Origin of the sequence: Paenibacillus sp. OK060, assembly GCF_900101205.1 — a bacterium.
Lineage (GTDB): Bacteria > Bacillota > Bacilli > Paenibacillales > Paenibacillaceae > Paenibacillus > Paenibacillus marchantiae.
The window spans coordinates 442,937-464,829 of sequence record NZ_FNFR01000002.1 but is presented as its reverse complement, the minus strand read 5'-3'; the positions used below and the strand labels follow the sequence as shown (position 1 = coordinate 464,829).

Sequence of the window (21,893 nt, the reverse complement as noted above, 5' to 3'; positions counted from 1 at the left end):
AACGTATAATGAGAGCTTGAAGGGAGAGGAACGCCATGACCATCGAAGCCAGCTTCCGCCGGGCCAATCACATATGCAATCGTTATATTACAAAAGTGGAGCAAACAGGGCTTTCATTGTCCATTTTGTATTGGGGATTCATGCCCGATCATTTCGACAATGCCTTCCACCGGCATTCCTTTTTTGAGGCTTGTTATGTGGTAGACGGTGAAGGAAGCTACATAGAGCAAAACCAGCATTATGCTTTAAATAAAGGAACAGCATTTTTATCTCTTCCAGGCGTATGGCATCAAATTCGCAGCCAGACCGGACTGACACTTTCTTATGTGGCTTTCGAACTGGATGAAGCCCACACAGATGTTTATTATACTGAATTCTTCCGTCGTCTTGCGGAGCTTGGACAAAGCGTAGCCCAGCAAGCGGACCTTACGCCAACTGGCCATTTATGGCAAGCGCTCATTACTTCTTTCGACCAGCCTGGGGCAACTCTTCCTCTTGCTGTAAAGCAAATTTCCGCTTCTCTGCTGTTATCGATAGCAGATCTGCACGTTCCGACTCGAACAGACTCGGCCGACACGGGAGAGCAGCCCGTGGAACCAAATACGTTGTTCCGACAGGCCAAACGGTACATTGATGATAATCTGATCAATGAGCTTACGCTTATGACGGTGTCAAGGCACCTCCACATTTCATCCCGTCACCTGACCCGATTGTTTCAGGAAAATCTAGGGCAGTCCTTCGTTCATTACATTCAGGAACGGCGCGTGCGGCAAGCCGCTGGGCTGTTGTTAAATGAACAGACACCAATTAAAGATATCGCCATCCAGTGCGGGTTCCAATCCGTGCATTATTTTACCCGGATATTCACCCGTGAGCTTGGTGTTTCCCCGGCCAAATTCCGACGCAATCAGTTTGCCGAAGGCCGCTCTGGCAAAATGCATTACCCACCCCGAATGTCCTGATTGTACAAAAACACAGCTTGATCGTTTAAAGACAGCACCTCCAACTCCCTATACAATGATGAACATAAATCGATATAGAGTTGGAGGTTTTAAACATGCCCCGAATAGCCCCTTTGGCTTTTCAAACCAACCCAATTAATTTCATTCAGCTTCAGCCCGACCAAGAGGCAGAACCGGGGATCTGGAATGCGTATGAAGAATGGCTTGATCTAATTTGGCCCGAATGTGTACAGAATGATTTGCTTCCTTTTTATATGGTCATTGACGGTACGCATGGTGCCGCATTCAGCGAATGTCTGGAAATACTTCGGTCGCGCTGCCACCTAGAGAGCAGGGTTTTAATTGAGATTGACAGCGCTGATTATTTAAAGTCTTCTGCAGATTTGCTTCAGCAGTTTCACCCTTATCTGACGGATAACCGTGCTTTTGGCGTTGTAGCCTCGGACGTCAGCGTTAAGGATTATTTCCGGCCATATGCACAGTCGGTCTGGCTCAGTGATGTAGATGATCAACTTCGGCTTTATCATTCCCCTGAACATGCAGAGGCCCAGTCGCCGAACGTAGATCAGTTAGCCCCCATCGTTGTGACCTTTGGGCCTGGCTCTGGTTTCCTTTCTACAGCATCAGGTTTAACGAACGTTTCTCTATTTTGCGACTTATCGAGAGAAGCACAGCAGAAACTGCATCAGCAGGGGATGGGGTCTCTGGGGTTAGGTCCTTGCCTGGATACGGTCGAAACCTATAAACAGGCCTTGTTTCTGGAGTGGCCCGTCTGGGAGGAATATCGCAAACGCCACTTGTATGACTTTGACTACTACGTGGATACGAACAACCGGGAACGACCCATTTTGGTCACCGTTCCTATGCTGCGCCGACTTTTGGCTTCAACAGCCCAGCAGCCTTTTCGAGTAAAGCCGTTTTTTGCACCGGGGATTTGGGGCGGACAGTATTTAAAAGAACTATGCGACCTACCTAAGGATTGGAATAACTGCGCATGGGGGTTTGAACCTATCGCACCGGAAAACACGATATTAATCGGTTATCGGGATTTTATAGTGGAGCTTCCTTTCCCGCTATTACTGTCTGCTCATCCAGAAGCAATTATGGGCGAGCGCAATGTGCAACTGTTTGGCGACTATTTTCCGATCCGGTTTGATTATCTCGATACGATCGACGGGGATCATCTGTCTTTGCAGGTCCACCCCCAGCAGGCTTACATCGAGCAGACCTTCAACGAAACGATGACGCAGCAGGAATCCTATTACATTATGGAACAGAAGGAAGGCACCAAACCTTTTGTGGGACTGGGTTTCACAGAGGGTACAACCGGGGAGGAGCTGCTTCAGGCGGTTGAATCGGCCCACACCTTGGGACAACCGCTGAAGATCCCAGAATATGTGAATATTTGGGATGCGAATAAGGGTGACCTGTTTCTGATCCCGCCGGGAGCCGTACATTTTTCGGGCAAAAACAATCTGGTGCTGGAGATCTCTTCGACAACCTGGTGGTTTACCTTCAAAATATACGACCATTTGCGGCTAGACAGAGACGGGCGGCCGCGTCCGATCAACGGCGATCATGCCAGAGCCAACATGCAGGAACAGTTTGACACGGAATACGTTCAGAAGCAGTTGATAGCGGTTCCAAAGGAAAGCCGGGTACAGGGAGACAGCAAGGAAGAGCTACTGGGCGAACGGGAGGATCTGCTTTTTCAGATCAAAAGATTAAAACTGGACGGAGAGTGGATCGACGACACGGCTGGAGAGTTTGTTATGTTCAACCTCGTAGAAGGCGATCGTGTGCGGCTGACTCCGCTGGATGATGAGGCAGCGGCTGTGGAGTGGGGGTACGCGGAAGCGTATATCGTTCCTGCCTCCGTCGGAGGTTTCCGTCTGGAGTCTCTGGGTGACCGATCGTGCACTCTGATCCGGGCACAGGTTTCGCCAGACTGGAACATGCCTTTGCTCCCGCATCACTGGAAATCTGGTGAGCGCTTATGAACCCTGACGTCACGATTGCCATTGATGCCGGGGGGACCTTTTTGAAGGGTGCCGTCGTACTGAGTGACGGGAATCTTCTGCCACAACTTTATGTCAAAAGGTCATCGCACTCCGACAGTAGCGCGTATGAAATCTCCTCCAATCTGGCTGGCGTGATCCAGGAGCTTGCCGCTGCATACGTCGCCTACATGGAGAGGCTAAGTACCGATAAAGGGACCCGGGGCACTTTTGCCAATTTTCACATCGGTTTTGCTTTCCCCGGACCTTTTGAATACGACACAGGCGTTTCCCGTATCCAGGGATTGAATAAATACGAGCAGCTTTATGAATTCAATCTAAAAACACTGCTGCGGTGTGAATTAACGGCGCTTGCAGCGGAGCCCACTGCTGCTACATGGATGACCCAGCTTGCCGCCGCAGATATTCGTTTTGGCAATGATGCTGCCCTGTTCGCTCTGGGGGTCAGCAGGCTTTTTCCACAGGACAGATTGCTTTGCCTTACATTGGGAACGGGCCTCGGCTCCGCTTTTGTTGAGAACCAGTCCATTGTCAGCGGGAAATGGGGAATTCCCGACTCTGGCATGTTGTATGCCGAGCAATACAACGGAGGAACCGTGGATGATCTGTTCGGAAGCCGAGGGATTTTGGCCTTGGCAGATAGCCATGATGCTCGAAGGCAGGGAGAGGACGTGTACCATCTGGCCATAGCGGCCAGACAGGGGAATTCCTCCGCCATCCGTGTATGGCAGCTTTACGGCCAGCGGCTTGGGGAAATGTTGCGTCCGTACGTGGCAGAGTTTCGCCCCGCTCGTCTGATCCTGGGGGGACAAATTGCCGAAACCCATGATCTATTTGGCGGCGCGCTTTCGGAAGCGCTCTTGCCCGAGAAGATTTCTCAGCATAATGAGAAACAAATGCAAGAGCATGTGTTCCACGGGATTTTCCAACTCGTAAAAGGTACCTAATCCACCAATAAAGGAGAAAAAAAGATGACACTCGAACAACAAATCAAACAGGCCGCCATCCCGACGCTTAAACGGAAATGGAAAATATATGTCATTCACCATTCCCATACTGACATTGGTTATACTGACCGGCAGGAGAAGATTGAACAATATCATATCGATTTTATCCGTCAGGCGCTGCGTATTGTTAATGATGCCCATAACGGTGTAAACCCCGAGTGGAAAGGGTTCCGTTGGACCTGTGAGACCTTCTGGGCTGTGGAGAAATTCCTGAAGCAGGCTCGAGACGAGGAAAAAGTTGCATTTGCTGATGCCGTGCGGCGCGGCGATATCGAGCTCTCCGGCACGTATTTGAATATGACCGAGCTGCCCGACCTACAGTTGTTGAACAAAATACACAGCAAAGCTCAGACATATGCCAAATCTATCGGTCACCCAATAGACAGTGCGATGACGGCGGATATCAATGGCTACAGCTGGGGATATGCCGATAGCCTGCTAAATAACGGAATCGGACATTTATTGAGCTGTATACATACTCATCACGGCATGTATGCGCTGGGCCGCAAGCAGTCCCCTTTCTGGTGGGAAGCTCCAAGTGGGGAACGCCTGCTGGTCTGGAATGGAGACCACTACATGCTTGGCAACGAGCTTGGTTTCTGTCCTGGTGCGCTTGGCAAATATATGATTCGTGATGAATTCGGCCACAGACTTGTGGAACCAGCGAACATTCATAATCAAATCGCCAATATTCGCATCCACCGGTACTTGGCCCAGCTTGAGGCGGAACAGTATCCATATGATTTCGTGCCGATGATGCTGTCCGGATTGCCCACAGACAACGGATCGCCCAATAGCGCAATCATGGAATGGATCGATGCATGGAACCGTCAAAACGGCGAGGGAATCTCCGTGGAGATGAGTACGTTGAGTGGCTTTTTTGCCCGCTTGAAGGAGGAAGGCACGGACGATCTGCCTGTGCATAAAGGGGATTGGCCTGACTGGTGGTCGGACGGTGTAAGCTCCACACCGATGCACACTCAGATTTACCGTGACGCACAGCGGACACTTCGCAAGGTGGAAAAGCTCGACCCTGAACAGAAAAGTGTTAGTCTCCAGGAAATCGAGGCTGTAGAGCAGGCGCTTACTCTTTATGCCGAACACACTTGGGGGTATCACTCCTCTGTTTATGAACCGTGGCATAAAAATGTGCAGATGCTTGAGGTTCGCAAGACAGCTCACGCTGCAGAGGCAAGCAAGCTTGCTTACCGCGCGCTAGATCAGGTACTGCTTGCCGATAATGCCGCCACCTTGTACCCGGGGCGTCCTTATCGCTTCAAGGTAACGAATCTCTCGGAGCGGGAGGTAACCGAGTTGGTTCAGTTGAAGCTTGAAGGATGGGAACCGGATGAGCTATTGAACGGAGTAGAAGTAATCCGGGAGGACACTGGACAGGTGCTGATCCAGCAGTCAAGCCACCCGCAGACGATTATTGCGGAGCTCAAACTCCAAGGCATGGAGAGCTGCATACTGATTCTGCGCCCACTACTGGCAGCGCAGAAGAGTCTTTCTTCCTTAACGTCAACCTCCAATTCGAAGCTGATCGGCGCTGACCAGGTGTACGATATGGAGGATATGTATTCCTTAACGATAGGCGGACAGCAAGCGCCGATCTCCGTTTGCCAAACTGGGCTGGAGTCCCCTTTTGTACGCTTGACTTGGTCGAAAGAGCGCGGCATTGTGTCGTGGATCGATAAGGAGACAGGACGCGAACTGCTGAAAGCGGATGATCTGTATGGGGCATTTACACCCATCTATGAGGTGACCCATCCGGCGAACCCTGCGGATGCATCTCAGGTATGGAGCGTCCGTTCCAAAATGGGACGCAACCGTAAAGGCTTGAACGTGGAGCGTTCGGTTGGTCAGCTTATCTCCGTGCGAGCGGTGGATAATGGACCGCTGTATGCTACCTTTGAGCTTGGTTATCAGCTCAAGGGTATCGCCTATTTTTCACTACACTTGCGGATCTATACCCGTCAAAACCGGATGGATATTTCGGCGCGGTTCCATAAAGAGAGCATCTGGAATCCGGAGAACGTTTATCTGGCCCTACCGTTCAACCCGGGAGGCACTGGGCCGGTTTCCCTGTTTGCCGACAAGCCAGGAGGCCTCGTTCGCCCCTGGAAGGATCAGATTCCGGGAACTTGCCTGGATTATTCCGCTGTACAGTCGGGCATTGCCTGGCAGGATCATGACCGCAGTCTGCTGCTTGCTGTCCCGGACACACCTCTCGTACAATGGGGAACGCTGGATTACGGGACCAGAAAGGTCCACACCCAGCAAGCACCTGACGCTCAACCGGAAGCCTATGCCTGGCTGATGACAAATTATTGGGAAACGAATTTCAAAGCGACATTGGGCGGCTTCTATGAGTTTCAATATCATATTTCGGCTGGCAGCAGACTTTCAGCTGAAGATATGGCCGCAGCTCTGCAGGCGTTGAACGAGCCATTTGTAGTTACCCGGGTTAACGAAAAATAAACCGAAGAGCAAAAGCCCTGACTCATTTAAGATCAGGGCAGGCATTAGATAACACGTAGCAGATATAGCTTATAGCCAACAAAACAACAACCAGCAGGCTTCCATGTGGAGGCTTGCTGGTTGTTGGCGTTCGGTCTTTTAGTTCGTGTAAGATTTGGCGTTTTTGCTTAATGATGTAGTTAAAGCTGAAATGTATTTAAACCTACTCTTGAGCTGCCTCTAGCTCAGTGATTTGCGCTTTGTATTGCTTCAGAAGGTCGGCAAGGGAAGTCTTGATTGCCGCTTCGTCCTTAGCTGTTACAGCATTATTCAAATTACTTTGTGCTAAGAAGAATGCACTGGCAGCTGTAGTACCGCTAAATTGAAGACTTTCAGCATTTGCTATAACCGCGCTTGTTGTTCCGGTTGATTTTTCGTCAAGATTCAGAGGGCTGACGGCAATTGCCACTCCAGATTCTGCATTCTCAACTAATCCTTTCAGATCCGAACTGCTTGTGGTAATGGAGAAAGACAAGGTGTTCTTATTTTCGGAATTAGGTAATTTTTCGGCTTTTACACTCTCAACTGGGGTAAGTTTGCCTTCCTCAACCTTTAAGGCCTGCATTTCTTTGATCTCACCTGGTTTGGCGTTCTCGGAAACTTTCTTCCATTCGTCAGAGTCTACGTCAACAGCAACCAAAGTGGCCATTACTTGGGATGTATAGTTTTGTGAAAGCAGTTTATTGTAACGGGCTAGCGTTTTTTCCCATTCGCTTACTGTTTCTGGCGCGTACTTTTTGGCCTGCTCCACCGGATTAGCCAATGTAAAGGTCGCAATGGCGGATTTAGCTTCTTTCAAGGTAGCAGTTCCATTTGTAACAGCATTTGCGTTAGCGGCGCTGTCGGCATTCGCGACAATCGGTGCGGAGATCGCAGTGAGCAGCAGGGCGGACAGGGCAACATTTCTGAATTTAAAACTGTAGTTCATTTCGTAACACTCCTTATGGTTTGGTTTGTCTTACAGTTATCAATTTACCGAAGGAGTGTGGCACAATATTGGTGTAATTGTGGAAAAACAATGGCAAAGCTCTTCCCATATATATACCTTTGGTATACTCACTATAGAGAAAAGTACAGGAGGCCCCGTTCATGAATAACGATTACCTCATCGCGGTTGTAGATGATGACGAGAATATACGCACACTGATTCAAGCTTATTTGCACAAAGAGAACTATCGAACGATAGGCCTTGCTAATGCCGAGGATGCCTGGTCTTTATATAGAATAAGTCCGCCGAGCATGTGGGTGATGGATATTATGCTGCCCGGAATGGATGGTTATGAATTGTGCAAACGCATCCGTAGTGAAGGAGAGGTACCCATTATTATGATCTCGGCGAAGGATAATGAGGTGGACAAAATACTTGGCCTTGAGCTAGGCAGTGACGATTATCTAGTGAAGCCTTTCAGCCCCCGTGAGCTGGTAGCCCGCATCAAGCGGCAGCTGGAACGTTGGATTAGACTTACCGGTGCCGAAGAAAGAGCTGTTGTAAGCGAAGCTGCGACGCCAAGAATCGATACCGGTGATCTTCAATTAATGTTGGAAGAGAGGCGGGCCATATGGAGAGGGGAAGAAGTGGACCTGACCAGCAAAGAGTTCACCATGCTCAAGGTACTGGCTGAACATCCGAATCGTGCGTTTACGAGGGACGAGCTGCTCAGTTTTGTCTGGGGAGAAGATTATTTTGGCAGTGACCGTGCCGTGGATCATTTAATTAAGCGGATTCGCAAAAAAATTGAGGAACTTCCCGTCGAGTCGGTGTGGGGACACGGGTATCGTATGCGTACAGATCGGAGTGAAGTTTAATATGAAACTTGTTCATCAAATTAACCTTGCGTTCGGATTGTCACTGGTTCTGATCCTCTCCGTCACGGCCGTTTTACTTCATTATGTGCTGCTGGATCATTTCATTGGGACAGAGAAGAATGATCTCAAGACGTTAAGTGCGGCGATGTCCGCTTCTATAACGAAAACGGGGGATCTCACAATGAGTCCTGTACTTTCCACTGGAGCTGCGGTCACGATGCCGCCTAATTCGAATATTACGGGTATGCAGTCCGTCCAGTTGGTAACGGGAGAAGTTACGAGTGCTCCTTCAACACTCATTCCTGCGGATGTTGAAGCCTTTGTCACTGATTTTAACGGAAATGTACTGTCAGGGACTTTGTCTGTGAGTGGTACAACCGGAATAGCGAGCAGTAACACATTGACTGAAGCTGTACCAGCAAACTTGTCGAAATACACAGCGGTCACTTCATCCAGCATCAAGGACCTGTGGAAGGGAACGGATGGGCGTTATGTGATGGATGTCAGTCCCATCCCCCAAGGAACCCTGACTCTGTTGACGCCCATGAGCAAGATTAAAGCAATCGAACAGGCGCTTCTGGGTCGTCTCATCCTGGTGATCTGTATCGTTGGAGCCATTATGTTCCTGCTCAGTTTGTTTATTACGAAAAGGCTGATTCAGCCATTGATGAATCTGAAGCAGGAACTTAAGAAGGTCAAACAACGTCATTTCACGGATGTGCAGCTGGTCAAGGCTGGCGGTGAGATTGGAGCTGTGGCACAGACGGTATACGAGATGGCTGGCGAACTGAACAGGTTCAATGAGGTGCAGAAGCAGTTTTTCCAGAATGCTTCTCATGAGCTGAAGACCCCTCTGATGTCCATTGCAGGCTATGCGGAGGGCATTCGAGATGGAATTTTTGAAGGGGAGAACGTTCGTAAAGGACTGGACGTGATCCTGGGGGAGAGCGGTAGATTAGGCAAGATTGTGACCGAAATGACGCTGCTTGCGAAGCTGGATAGTGAAGAGGATATCTTCAAACCTTCCAAGGTCAGTCTAAATGAATTGTTGACGGAAACATCCGAACGTGTCAATCCGCTGCTTGTAAAGAAAGGACTTACACTCCATATCGCTTGTCCGGAGAATAAAGAGCTGTTCATCATGGCTGATCAGGATAAACTGCTGCAGGCACTGCTCAACGTCGTGACGAATGCTGCAAGATACGCCAAAGAAGAAATTCACATCACTGCGAACTTGGAAAAAGGGAAGATCGCGCTATCCGTCTCGGATGACGGTCCCGGCTTTCCGCAGGAGCTGCTGCCCACCTTATTCCACCGTTTTGTCAAAGGAAAAGATGGTGATTCCGGACTGGGTCTGGCGATTGCCCGGGCCATTGTGGAACGCTGCGGCGGGCTGATTCAGGCCACCAACCGTAAGGAGGGAGGAGCTGTAATCTCGTTTGGCTTCCCTGCGGCCCAGCGTGTCTGAAAGGAAAGGACGGCAACAATATCCTTCTAGCTGCACCAAACCTCGAAGTGAGAGAAATAGATCAAATGCTCGAAGGGGTTCGTGTCGCCAATCGCCAATATAAATACTTCGCATAAGTTGCTTTGTGTGTACTCTGCTCTCCCTGCCATATAGGGAGAGCTTTTTTTGAGTTTTGAGTACGGATGTGATGGGATGGGATGCCGTAGATACCACTACATGGATGCTTTGAATCCTTATGGCAGCAGCGATTCCTTATTCATTGTCGCGTTTTTACGGAAATCTAGCGGAGCTTGATTATAGTATTTTTTGAACTGATGGTAGAAGTGGCTGACGTTCTCAAATCCCGCTTCCAGTGCAATCTCAAGCACGCGAAGCTCAGTCGTGAGCAGCAAGTTTTTGGCTACATTCAGCCGAAGCTGATTAATATACTCTGTTGGTGTCTGATTCAGATATTGACGAAAGGCACGGTTCACATGACCAACGCTTCGACCTGACAATTCATAGAGCGCATGAAGACCACGAATCATGTTTTCCTTCAGCTGCATTTTGGAGATCGCATGCTCAAGCCATAGCGGGAGAATGGGTTGTTCAATGGTTTCCAACTCAAAGAAGTGCTGCGTAAAAATCTGAATAATCAGCCCTTTTGCGTATACGCGAGCCTTCTTCTTATCCACTGTGGAGAGCATCATAATCCGTTCAAAGCTTCGAACCATCTCTGTCATTTCTAACTGAGATAACATGGCAATCTGGGGAACGGGAGCCTGCAAGAGTCCTTGCGCATACTTCTGTTCATTCAAGTAGGCTAAAGCTTCTTCTATTACTGCGGAACGACACGGGCTATTCAGAAAACGGCAGTCCTGAGTGCCTTCCGGTTCATAACGGTGAATATCATGCGGTCGAATAAAGACAAGGCAGCCCGGCCTTAAATGCTGGGTTGTTCCATTGACGATATGTTGGCACTGCCCTTCACTTAGAATGAAGAACTCGTAAAAGTCATGGGTATGCTCGGGTGATACTTTCGATAAGGAATCGACCCAGAACGGATCTACGAGCAGGTCGGGATGGATGTGAGTAGACGCTGTGTATTTGATCATGGCTCGAACCTCTCCAGTTATTGTTAATGTCAAAATAGCACACGAATTCCGTGAACACAACATAAGAAAGTATGGAGACCTCTTGATAGAATGAAATAGATTACAAAGACATCAGGAGGTATCACAAATGTTGCTTATCGATCTCAATGGCAGGTGGCAAATGAAGAGAGTGGATCATGCCGAATGGCTTCTGGCTACGGTTCCAGGTTCGGTCTTTAATGATTTGCTTCAAGCTGGACAAATGGAAGACCCTTACTACCGCGAGCAAGAGCAGGCGGCACTTGAATTGTGTAATTATGATTATGAATACAAACACTCTTTTGAAGTAAGCGCAGCGGATCTCAAGCATGACCGGATCATCCTGTTATGTGAAGGGTTGGATACAATTGGTGAATTGTTTCTGAATGGAAAAAATATCGCGAATGTAAGTAATATGCACAGTACTTATGAAATCGATATTATCTCCTTTATCAAACAAGGTGAAAATACCATACACATTATTCTTCGTTCCCCGGTGGAGTATGTACTGCGTAAACAAGCCGAGCGCCCGTTGATTAACTGCAGTGATGCAGTGGAAGGAATCTCCCATTTGCGTAAAGCACACTCCATGTTCGGTTGGGATTGGGGTCCACAATTACCTGATTTGGGGATCTGGCGAAATATCTCCATTCAAGCCTATGATCATGCCCGTTTGGAAGATGTCTACGTTACACAAATGCATAGCGAAGGCAAGGTAACCTTAGATGTACGGGTAAAGGCATCAGGTTGGGTAGAAGAAGAGCAAGAGATCACGGTCACATTAGATACTCCTTCCGGGGAGACATTGAAAGGATGCACGTCCGTCGTGAATGATGCGAATCATCATATCTGGATTGAAGTGGACCATCCCGAGTTATGGTGGCCGAATGGTCTGGGCAAACAGCCATTGTATCAGCTAAGCGTTGCGCTTATGGAACAAGGCGTGGAGCTGGATCGTGATGCTAAGCGCATTGGACTGAGAACATTAACTGTGAAGCAAGAGCAGGATCAATGGGGTGAGTCCTTCGAATTTGAAGTGAACGGTGTATCCTTTTTCTCGATGGGTGCTGACTATATTCCGGAAGATAACATCTTGCCGCGCTGTAACCCAGATCGGACAGAACGATTGATCAAGAGCTGTGCGCAAGCCCATTTCAATACAATTCGTGTCTGGGGTGGGGGACATTATCCGGAGAATTACTTCTATGATTTGTGCGACGAATACGGCTTGATTGTATGGCAGGACTTGATGTATGCCTGCGGGGTATATGAACTGACTGAGGAATTTAAGCAATCGATTACTAAAGAGACCATCGATAACATGAAACGCTTGCGTCATCATGCCTCATTAGGAATCTGGTGTGGAAACAATGAGCAGGAGATGGCTTGGGTTGAATGGGACTGGGCGAAGAAAACATCCTTACAGTTACAAGCAGACTATATTAAGCAATATGAGGTATTACTTCCGGCTATTGCGAAGGAATATGATCCAAACACGTTCTACTGGTTAGCTTCACCTTCATCCAAAGGCAGCTTTGACAATCCGAACGATGAAAATTACGGAGACATGCATTACTGGGATGTGTGGCATGGCAAGAAACCTTTTACCGAATTCCGCACATTGTTCCCGCGCTACATGTCCGAATTCGGATTGCAATCCTTCCCGAATCACAAGACCATAGAAACGTTTACGTTGCCGGAAGACCGCAATATCTTCTCACCGGTCATGGAATCTCATCAGAAGAATGGTACGGGAAATGAGAAAATTCTGTATTACATCGGGGAGACGTATCGCTTGCCAAAAGATTTCAGTTCCCTGTTATACGCTTCACAGCTCATTCAGGCTGAAGGAATCTCATGTGGGGTTGAGCACTGGCGCAGACATCGTGGACGCTGTATGGGAGCACTGTACTGGCAGTTGAATGATTGCTGGCCTGTTGCTTCCTGGTCCAGTATCGATTACTTTGGTCGCTGGAAAGCACTGCATTATGCAGCCAAACGCTTTTTCGCGCCTGTTCTTGTATCGGCTCGGGAAGATGGTTCGAAGGTAGAACTTCACGTATCGAATGAGAGTAGGAATGCTGTAAAAGGAGAATTGAAATGGAGTCTCATGGATTCGCAATCCAATGAAATCGTAGCTTCTTCAAAAGTGATTGAGTTGAAAGCGTTATCAACCTCATTATTCGAACAGCTTGATTTCACTGAGATGCTCGATACAACTACAAAAAAACGGAATACGTATTTACAGTTTTCCTTTGTGGTGGATGGTGAAGTTGTCAGCGAAGGTACAGTGTTATTTGTGAAGCCAAAGCATTTTGGTTTTATTGATCCTGCAATTGAGACCACGATGACAGAAGAAGAGGATCGTTTTGTTATTACGGTTGATTCGAAAGCTTTTGCACGGTTTGTGGAGCTTGATTTCAGTGAATTAGACGGTATTTTCAGTAACAATTATTTTGACTTGTCAGCAGGTGGAAGAAAGACCATTTCTCTGAAGAAAGATGATCTCAACAAACCGGCATCCCTTGAAGAACTGCAATCACAGCTAATCGTACGCAGCGTATTTGATTTGTAAGTTGTTCCTTCGCTTTTTTCTGATATTGCCAATCCAATCGATAGAAATCCGATCGTTGTTGTATGTTACCGCTTTCAAATGATCTCTATACTGATGTCAGAGGTGGTTAAATGATTGAACGACTGGCAAAATACCGTTGGCAATATGTAATGATACTACCTGGTGCGATCCTGCTGCTTCTCTTCAGCTACATTCCGATGGTGGGCATCCAGGTGGCATTCAAGGATTTTCACATCGGCAGCACGATGTGGAGTAGTGAATGGGTTGGTTTGGAAAACTTCTCATTCTTGCAAGATGAACAGTTCTGGATTGTGGTGAAGAATACAATTTACATCGCAATTCTCAAGTTTGTGTTCGGATTTCCAGCTCCTATTATTTTGGCATTGCTCATCAATGAGGTGAAAAACAACAAATACAAGCGGTTTGTCCAATCCGTAAGTTATCTTCCGCATTTCTTTTCGTGGATCGTGGTGGCTTACATTCTGCAATCCCTGCTGACGTTGGACGGCGGATTGGTCAATCAGTTGATAGAGAAGCTCGGGGGAGATTCAGTCTTTTTCTTGGGATCCACGGAGTGGTTCCGGCCCATGATCGTAGTGAGTGGTCTATGGAAGGAGGTAGGCTGGAATACGATCTTGTATCTGGCGGCAATTACAACGATTGACCCGCAGCTCTATGAAGCAGCTAGGGTGGAAGGAGCAGGACGGCTCGCACAAATTCGCAACATTACCCTGCCGGGTATAATGCCGACCATCTCCATCGTGTTGATTCTCAGTATGCCTGGACTGATTGCAGTAGGCATGGATCAAATCTATCCTCTGATGAATCCGGCCAATCAGCCAGTCGCGGACGTGCTAGACACATATATTTTACGCAATGGCTTGCAGCAAGGTTATTTTGGAATGGCCACTGCAGTGGGTCTCCTTTCTTCGGTCATCAGTCTGGTGTTGGTACTATGCACCAATCAGATGGCGCGAAAGTTCAACGGAGAGGGGCTTTGGTAATATGAGAACTTCTATGAGGGAACGGGTGGGTCAGACAATTATTGTGTTTCTATTGGCACTTCTCTGTATCTCGGTAATCTATCCATTCACGTATATGCTTGCCGTTTCCTTAAACGTTGGCAGCGATGCGGCAAAAGGCGGTGTCTATCTGTGGCCTAGGGAGTTTACTTTGTACAATTATGAGGTTGTGCTTGGGAATTCGGTTATTCAACATGCTTACTTAATTACGATATCCCGAACGATCGTAGGCACTTTTGTCGGCTTACTCATCACACTACTGGCGGCTTATGGCTTGTCCTATCGGCAGCTTCCTTTCAGGAAATCCCTCCTGGGATACGTGCTGATTACGATGCTGTTTAGTGGCGGATTAATCCCTTTGTATATCCAGCTTAATCACTTGTCATTATTAAACTCATTCTGGGTGTATATCATTCCGTCCGCATTCTCGGCGTGGAATATGTTTGTGATGATGAAATTCATCCAGGGGATTCCGGAAGCACTGATCGAATCGGCTGAGATTGATGGCGCCAATCCTGTCCGCATTCTCTTCATTATTATTATGCCGCTTTCGAAACCCATGCTTGCAGCGATTGGCCTTTTTACTGCAGTGGGGCACTGGAACGACTGGTTTTCTGGCGCATTTTATGTTTCAGATCAGAATCTGATTCCGGTTCAAACGTTTTTGCAACAACTGCTGTCTGCCCAGGATATCTCGACTGTCCTCGGATCCAACAATAATCAGGAAGCGCTTGCCCGGGGCACCATGCTCTCTAACGTTACACTCATGTCCATCAAAATGGCGACAGTCATGGTAAGCGCGCTTCCGATCTTGTGTGTGTACCCATTCCTGCAAAAGTATTTTGTAAAAGGTGTGCTTATCGGCTCAGTAAAAGGATAACCCAATGAAAAATGAAGCAACAGAATGGGTTTTCTAATCCTATACAATTTCAAAATAACCAAGGGGGACGCATGTGATGAGTTTACGTCAACAAAAGGGAAGAAAGCTGGCGCTATTATCCTTGGCTCTACTGATGTTTGGGATAACGGCATGCTCAAGCAGTAGTACGGAGAGTGGCAGCAGTTCTGCAAATTCCTTTAAGCTATGGCTGGGATGGAATGCAACAATTAATAACCAAAGTATGGTCCAAATGTATTGGAAAGAAAAGGAGCCGGGCATAGACGTTCGGCTGGAGGCTACGCAGGGCGATGTAATGACAGAGCTGAACCTGAAATTGAATACTGGTGGTTTTGATGATGCAGCTCTGTTCTCACGTAGTGATGTCGTGACCACTGCGATGACGCGTTCGGGCAGCGTTCTTCCGCTGGAGCAATACTTCGATATGCCGGATAAATATCCTGGATTGGCCTCCATTCCGAAAATCTATCTGGATCAGATGAAAGCTTCGGACGGACATATCTATTCCATTCCGACATGGTTTGATCAAAATCCCGATGATCCTTGGCCCGGTTGGGCTTCCTACGGCTGGTTTGTCCGTACAGATGTACTGGAGAAAACCGGCATGACGATGGATGATCTGAAATCGTTGGACGGTATAGAGAAGTATTTGAGATTGTCGGCTAAACAGAAAGATGAAAACGGGAAACCGTTGATTCCCCTTAGTTTTCTCTCTGACGCAAGCGATGAAAATGTCATCCTAAGTACATTTGGCGTTACGGTCAGCACAGCGGGTGGCGTCATTCCAGTAGAGAAGCAAGGTAATGACTTTCAGTTTATCTATGACAATCCACATTATAAAGCGGCTTACCAATGGATGAACCACATGTTCAGGGAAGGGCTTCTGGATCACGAAGCGATTACAGACAAGAAGGAGCGTTACAAAGAGAAAAACAAATCTGGACGTGTAGCCATGAATGCAGGTGGGTTCTTTAATATGGACGCCCAGTTATGGGAGGTTCTCGATGGACCAACCGATCCGGCATGGTACTATGATGTCATTCCCTATCCGAAAGTGGATGGCGTGAGTGAGATTGGCGCTAATCAGATTATCAATCCTTATCCTGCCAATGACGTATTTATCAATAAAAATACTAAAAATCTCGATTCCATTCTTGCTTTCTTCGATTACACACTACAGTCCAAGCCCGAACAGCAGCAGGTTGTGAACGAAGGTCCGCCAGGAGTGTTCTGGGATTGGGTGGATAAACCATTAGGAAAATGGGTGTACACGGACGAGAAATATAAAGCGTTGCATGACTCTGGAGATCAAGCGAAGAAGGCAAGCACGACGCCAGAGCTTTATGCGGCATCTTCCTATAGTAATGACTGGTACCCATGGTGGAATTATGGGGTTACTGATCCGAAAGGAAGATTCAAAACGATCGAATTCACCGAAAAGATTGGCAAAATGGGTGGGACCCGGGTTGCTGAAAACTACGATATGGTGAAGGCCAAACCCGGTGGCTTATGGGAGAAATATTTACCTGAACTTGATAATGTGCGAAAAGAGTATAAAGCCAAGCTGATTATGGCTAAGGATGACTCACAATTTGAACAGGCTTGGAGTGATTTCCAGGCTGCACTGGAAAAACGAGCACATTGGAGTGAACTCAAACAGGAATGGCATGAGGAGCTTCAAGGCAAGCAGTAAATAGGAGACGGGGACTGTCGAACGTGACAGTTCCCGTTTGGTATAAAAAAGTATACAATATCACAAATTTTATCCTATAGAACAAAATTGTGCGTACTATTTTCTGAAGGTTATATGGTTTATCATTGCCTTTGCAAATGAATATTGGATATTTATGCGGAGGTCAGGAAATGAATAAATTTGAATCACATCTGGGCTATACAAACATGTTTAAAGAAGACCAACTTACGCTCGGGATATATTTTCCAATAGAGTCTTATAAGGGTAGTATCCCAGAGATGCAGTTAGAGCAACAAATGCAATTGGCGAAAAAGGCAGAAGAAGCGCGCTTTGCTTCCTTATTCGTTAGAGATGTTCCTTTAAATGTTCCAAGCTTTGGGGATGTGGGACAAATATATGATCCATGGGTTTTTCTTGGATTCTTAGCAGCTCATACGAAAAAGATTTCATTGGGTACCGGAAGTATGATCACCACACTACGCCATCCGTTGCATGTAGCAAAAGCAGCAGCTTCTGTTGATCGAATTTCCGGAAAACGACTTGTGCTGGGCATTGCTACAGGGGATCGACCTAGTGAGTTTTCAGCGTTTTCAGTGGACCGAGAAAAACGTGGTGAATTATTTCAAGAATCTTTGCATGTCATGAGAGAAGTCTGGAATGAGGAATTCCCGGTAATTCATTCACCAAGCCTTAACCTTCAGGGTGGCGATTTGTTACCCAAACCGGAATTAAAGGATATTCCTATTTTAGTAACAGGCTATTCTTCACAGACACCGGAATGGATAGCAAAACACAGTGATGGCTGGCTGTATTACCCACGAAATATCATTGATCAAGCATCACTTATTCAACAATGGCGTACATTAACGGATGAATTTAAGCCTTTTAATCAGTCTTTATATATCGATTTATCAGAAAATCCAGATGAAGATCCAACTCCTATTCACTTAGGGTTTAGGAGCGGATATAAATTTTTAATTGAATACCTCAATGCTTTAAAAGGAATCGGTGTGAATCATCTTGCATTCAACTTGAAATATGGAACACGTCCGGTTGACGAGGTGATTCAAGAATTAGGGGAGGAAGTGGTTCCATATTTCCCGGCGTTATCTAATAAATAGGTGCAATGTATGCATTTCGGTGCTAGACTACCAGTAAGATTAATTGTAAAGAAGGAGAGGAAAAGGATGATTAAACATTTAGGTCGCATTAATGAATTGGCGAAAAAAGAGCGTGAAGAAGGTTTGACCAATGCGGAACGAGTTGAACAACAAGTATTACGAGAAGACTATTTACGGGAAATTCGTGGGCAAGTTCTAAACACTTTTTCAGTGCTTACCATACTTGATGCAGATGGAAATGATGTAACACCGGACAAAGTACGAAATGAAAAGGGAATCAGTTTGTAGGGAAAATAAACTTTTTGGGAAGAACGAAAAGCCTCCGAGTATTCATTGACAGAAATGGTGTGGATAAATACACTTGTTTTGTAGTTGATTTCGTAGGATGCTTTTTATACACTTTATAAATATTCATTATAAAGGTATTGTACAAAGTGTTAGGTTGATTCATGTATCGAAGTATTTATAACAGGAGTTGATAACATGACTGAAGAAGAACGAATTTTTAATGGGATCTTATTTAGTCCCGGCCATCCAGACCTTAAGGCTATTAAGCTTCGCTCTCACAATCTAAGTAGTCAATACAGTCGTACTTTTGAGGATCAAACGGAGGAACGTGAAGCATTACTCATGCAGATTCTGGGTCGAAAAGGAGAGCGTTGTTTTATACAAGGCCCCATTTTCTTTCATTATGGCGTTCACACAGAAATCGGTAACCATTTTTTTGCGAACTACAATCTGACCGTCCAGGATGATGCTAAGGTTACCATTGGTGATCACGTCAGCTTTGGACCTAATGTGACTATTGTTACACCGGTTCACCCATTCATTGCTTCAGAACGTCGACAAATGCTGGACCAAAACGGGGAACCTAAGTCGCTCTGTTATGCTAAACCTGTCACCATCGGAAATGATGTTTGGATTTCGGCTAACGTCACCGTATGCGGCGGTGTTACCATTGGCAACGGATGCGTCATTGGTGCTGGAAGTGTAGTAACCCAAGATATCCCTGAAGGCTCTTTTGCAGCGGGTGTACCCTGCAGAGTCATTCGTCCCATCACAGAATCGGACAGCATGCGTTATAAACCGGAAGTTCTGGCTGATTGCAGCGTAATTGAATAAAACACATAAAAAAGAAAACCGTTCCTAGACAAGAGGAACGGTTTTCTTATTTTGATTAGTATTTCGTTGATTAGGTGGAAAGCTTATTAACTGTTTTCTAGTGCACTAGATTCTCTAAATCTGGCTGCAATTTGTTGCGCAGAATATACAGCATGATAGCTCCAACAAGGAACGCGACGAGATCCGCAATGACGAGTGACCATACCACCCCATGGAAGCCATTCAATCGGTTGGCGATATAGAGTACAGGAATCAAAGTAATTCCTTGAATGACTGACATAACAAACGCGGCGGTTCCTTGCGCTGTTGCTTGGAAGATCCCCACAAACAACGAGGTCATTCCTGTTATGAACAAGGATAGGAACGTCACATGTAGAATGTAGCTACCCATTTCAATTAATTGCGGGTCATTCGTAAATAAACCAATTAAGTGGTCGGAAATCAAATAGACGACAACGCCGAACACAACAGCTAACGCAACAATCGTTTTGATCGTAAATCCAATGGTATGCTTCATGCGTAATTTATTTGCTGTAAAAGAGAAAGCAATCAACGGCACAACTCCCTCGCATAAGCCCATCAGAATAAACTCAGGAAATTGCAACAAACGTGATGAAATTCCGTACCCAGCTATGGCCTGATCTCCATATTCGACAAGAAAATGGTTCAAAATGAGCGACATTGCACCCAAGAAGATACTCATGATAAAGACGGGAACTCCGATTTTGAACACATTACTCATAATTTCCTTGGAAGCCTTGAACCATTTTACGGAGATAGTCAAGAATTGGCTTTTATATCCCATATGGTATGCGTAAAAAACACTGGCAACCAAGTTAGAAATGACCGTTGCAGAAGCAACGCCGATTACACCCCAATGGAAGATGAAGATGACAATCGCATCAAGAATAATATTTACAACCACGCTAAGAATCATACCGATCATGGAAGTGATTGCTGCACCCTCCGAGCGCACGATGTTCTCGAGCGTGAAGAACAATATGACGAATGGTGAACCGATAAGCATAATCGTGACATAGTCTTTTGTAAATCCGAAGGATTCAGCCGTTGCTCCCAAGCTATGAACGATTGGATCGATCAGCGGGAGGCCGATGGCTATTACGATAAGACCAAGAACTAAACTGCTGTAAAAGGCGAATGAGGAAACATGTTTTAGGTCATCATATCTTTTTTCTCCTAACAAACGGGAGATGAATGTACCGCTACCCATACCAATCAAGTTGCCGAGCGCCATAATTAATGCGAATAATGGCAAGGTTAGGGCGAGTGCGGTTAACATGGCAGTATTGCCTAATGTACCAAGGAAATAGGCGTTCAGGATAGAGTAGATGACACTCATCGACGTACCTAACATCATCGGTACAGCGAAGTGAGCTACGGCTTTTGCGATCGGTGCTTTTTCAAAATAATGGAGGTTTTCTGCATCCATGTGTGAGTCACTACTTTCTTCATTTATTTTTTGAAATGATTTGAAATTCGAACGATATTCCAATTTTCAATCTAACAGTGTTAGTTTGTGCCTTACAGTGTTAGATGTTATCATGAACTTATGGACCTGTAAAGCATAATCTTACACTGTTAGATAAAAGGGCGGATATGGATGAAAAAACAACAGCCTCAGATTTCGGAGGATAAGATTTTGGAAGCTTCTTGGGAGCTTCTTGGGGATGAAGGCATTGAGAAATTCAGTATGAGGCGATTGGCCGATCGGCTGGGTATTCAGGCTCCTTCTCTGTACTGGTACTTTAAGAGCAAGCAGCATCTCTACCAGCATCTGGCCAACCAGATATCGAAAATGATCCTGAATGAATTCCAATCCGACGGGAACTGGAAGGTGCAAATGGAGGGCCTTGCGATATCGATACGGAGTGTACTCCGCCGGTATCCCTGCTCCACGCAGCTTATGATGCAGACGCTGCCCCATGAGCCGGACATGATTCGCTTCACCAACCGTATGCTGCTCTGTATGGAATCTACGCCACTTGAGCAAGAGCAGAAATTGCAAGCCGTTCTTACGCTTGTGAACTATGTTTTCTTCTTTGTTCTGGATAATTATGAGCACCAGCGCACGGTCTCCGTAATGATTAAGAACCAGGGAGAGCTTCCGGGCGGGGAGATGATCCAGCTACTGGACTCCATGAGCGAGACGGAAGCAGGACTGTTCAGGCGAATGCACAAGGGCGGGTTGTTTGAGATGATGGGGAGCGACGGAGCGTTTGAGTTCGGCTTGAAGCTGATTTTGTCGGGAATTGAGCAGGTGATAAAGGAACAAGAAAATTAGAATGCAAAAAAACCGTACATCAGGATATCGGATGTGCGGTTTTTGATAAGGCTTATTGTTAATCTTATATTGCACCGTTACCTTCAAAATCGACTTGATGACGCAGGGCTACTCAGCAACAATTCTTATGAGAAAAACATTTATAAACATATCCTTTTGAATTATTATTAGGATCTACAGAGAATGAACAGAAGGAATTTGCACAGGAAGTTTTTATGAAAACGATTACAAGATATATTATTGAATGCAACACATATAAGGAGGACT

The 21,893-nt window shown here is 46.4% G+C and carries 17 protein-coding genes; 14 read left to right on the top strand and 3 right to left on the bottom strand.

Annotation, left to right across the window (positions count from 1 at the left end; translation table 11 throughout):
* The first annotated feature begins 35 nt into the window (after positions 1-35).
* From BLS14_RS08350 to BLS14_RS08335, 4 genes are all read left to right on the top strand, one after another.
* Entirely contained in the window at positions 36-962 is a 927-nt protein-coding gene (locus BLS14_RS08350) for an AraC family transcriptional regulator (RefSeq protein ID WP_090951022.1), read from the top strand.
* Positions 963-1,057: 95 nt separating this feature from the next.
* Complete coding sequence (locus BLS14_RS08345; protein ID WP_090806950.1) at positions 1,058-2,962, top strand: class I mannose-6-phosphate isomerase; 1,905 nt, start codon at positions 1,058-1,060, stop codon at positions 2,960-2,962.
* Positions 2,959-3,927 (top strand): ROK family protein, encoded by a 969-nt coding sequence (locus tag BLS14_RS08340; protein ID WP_090951017.1) that lies wholly within the window; start codon positions 2,959-2,961, stop codon positions 3,925-3,927. The genes BLS14_RS08345 and BLS14_RS08340 overlap by 4 nt, the downstream gene beginning before the upstream one ends.
* Positions 3,928-3,951: 24 nt before the next feature.
* Complete coding sequence (locus BLS14_RS08335) at positions 3,952-6,468, top strand: glycoside hydrolase family 38 N-terminal domain-containing protein (RefSeq protein WP_090951012.1); 2,517 nt, start codon at positions 3,952-3,954, stop codon at positions 6,466-6,468.
* A 202-nt stretch (positions 6,469-6,670) separates the two neighbouring features.
* On the opposite strand, the gene BLS14_RS08330 is transcribed toward BLS14_RS08335, so the two are convergent.
* On the bottom strand, positions 6,671-7,435 hold the full coding sequence (locus BLS14_RS08330; protein WP_072733200.1) for a hypothetical protein: 765 nt from the start codon (positions 7,433-7,435) through the stop codon (positions 6,671-6,673).
* Between the two features lie 161 nt (positions 7,436-7,596).
* On the opposite strand from BLS14_RS08330, the gene BLS14_RS08325 reads away from it, so the two are divergent.
* Both BLS14_RS08325 and BLS14_RS08320 read left to right on the top strand, forming a co-directional pair.
* The gene (locus BLS14_RS08325; protein ID WP_063562698.1) at positions 7,597-8,313 is read left to right on the top strand and encodes a response regulator transcription factor; all 717 of its coding nucleotides are present in this window, start codon (positions 7,597-7,599) and stop codon (positions 8,311-8,313) included.
* A 1-nt stretch (position 8,314) separates the two neighbouring features.
* Positions 8,315-9,781: a sensor histidine kinase gene (locus BLS14_RS08320; RefSeq protein WP_079693840.1), complete on the top strand. Its 1,467-nt coding sequence runs from the start codon at positions 8,315-8,317 to the stop codon at positions 9,779-9,781.
* A gap of 233 nt (positions 9,782-10,014) precedes the next feature.
* On the opposite strand, the gene BLS14_RS08315 is transcribed toward BLS14_RS08320, so the two are convergent.
* Positions 10,015-10,875, bottom strand: coding sequence for an AraC family transcriptional regulator (locus BLS14_RS08315; protein WP_163760625.1), 861 nt, complete (start codon positions 10,873-10,875; stop codon positions 10,015-10,017).
* Positions 10,876-11,002: 127 nt separating this feature from the next.
* On the opposite strand from BLS14_RS08315, the gene BLS14_RS08310 reads away from it, so the two are divergent.
* From BLS14_RS08310 to BLS14_RS08280, 7 genes are all read left to right on the top strand, one after another.
* Positions 11,003-13,468 carry a beta-mannosidase gene (locus tag BLS14_RS08310; RefSeq protein WP_090951003.1) on the top strand — a complete coding sequence of 822 codons (2,466 nt, stop codon included), beginning with the start codon at positions 11,003-11,005 and terminating at the stop codon, positions 13,466-13,468.
* Positions 13,469-13,578: 110 nt separating this feature from the next.
* Positions 13,579-14,472 (top strand): ABC transporter permease, encoded by an 894-nt coding sequence (locus BLS14_RS08305; RefSeq protein ID WP_062319113.1) that lies wholly within the window; start codon positions 13,579-13,581, stop codon positions 14,470-14,472.
* A gap of 1 nt (position 14,473) precedes the next feature.
* On the top strand, positions 14,474-15,370 hold the full coding sequence (locus BLS14_RS08300; RefSeq protein WP_090806940.1) for a carbohydrate ABC transporter permease: 897 nt from the start codon (positions 14,474-14,476) through the stop codon (positions 15,368-15,370).
* A gap of 76 nt (positions 15,371-15,446) precedes the next feature.
* Positions 15,447-17,081, top strand: a complete 1,635-nt coding sequence (locus tag BLS14_RS08295; RefSeq protein ID WP_090806938.1) for a type 2 periplasmic-binding domain-containing protein — start codon at positions 15,447-15,449, stop codon at positions 17,079-17,081.
* A gap of 170 nt (positions 17,082-17,251) precedes the next feature.
* A complete protein-coding gene (locus tag BLS14_RS08290) occupies positions 17,252-18,202 on the top strand; it encodes an LLM class oxidoreductase (protein ID WP_090951000.1) in 951 nt (316 codons plus the stop codon).
* A gap of 66 nt (positions 18,203-18,268) precedes the next feature.
* Entirely contained in the window at positions 18,269-18,490 is a 222-nt protein-coding gene (locus tag BLS14_RS08285) for a DUF896 domain-containing protein (RefSeq protein ID WP_063562690.1), read from the top strand.
* A 195-nt stretch (positions 18,491-18,685) separates the two neighbouring features.
* Complete coding sequence (locus tag BLS14_RS08280) at positions 18,686-19,324, top strand: sugar O-acetyltransferase (protein WP_090950996.1); 639 nt, start codon at positions 18,686-18,688, stop codon at positions 19,322-19,324.
* Positions 19,325-19,421: 97 nt separating this feature from the next.
* Here BLS14_RS08280 and BLS14_RS08275 read toward each other — a convergent pair whose 3' ends face one another.
* A complete protein-coding gene (locus tag BLS14_RS08275) occupies positions 19,422-20,774 on the bottom strand; it encodes an MATE family efflux transporter (protein WP_090950993.1) in 1,353 nt (450 codons plus the stop codon).
* A 171-nt stretch (positions 20,775-20,945) separates the two neighbouring features.
* Here BLS14_RS08275 and BLS14_RS08270 point away from each other — a divergent pair, with 171 nt between their 5' ends.
* The gene (locus BLS14_RS08270) at positions 20,946-21,626 is read left to right on the top strand and encodes a TetR/AcrR family transcriptional regulator (protein ID WP_090950990.1); all 681 of its coding nucleotides are present in this window, start codon (positions 20,946-20,948) and stop codon (positions 21,624-21,626) included.
* Positions 21,627-21,893: the final 267 nt, after the last annotated feature.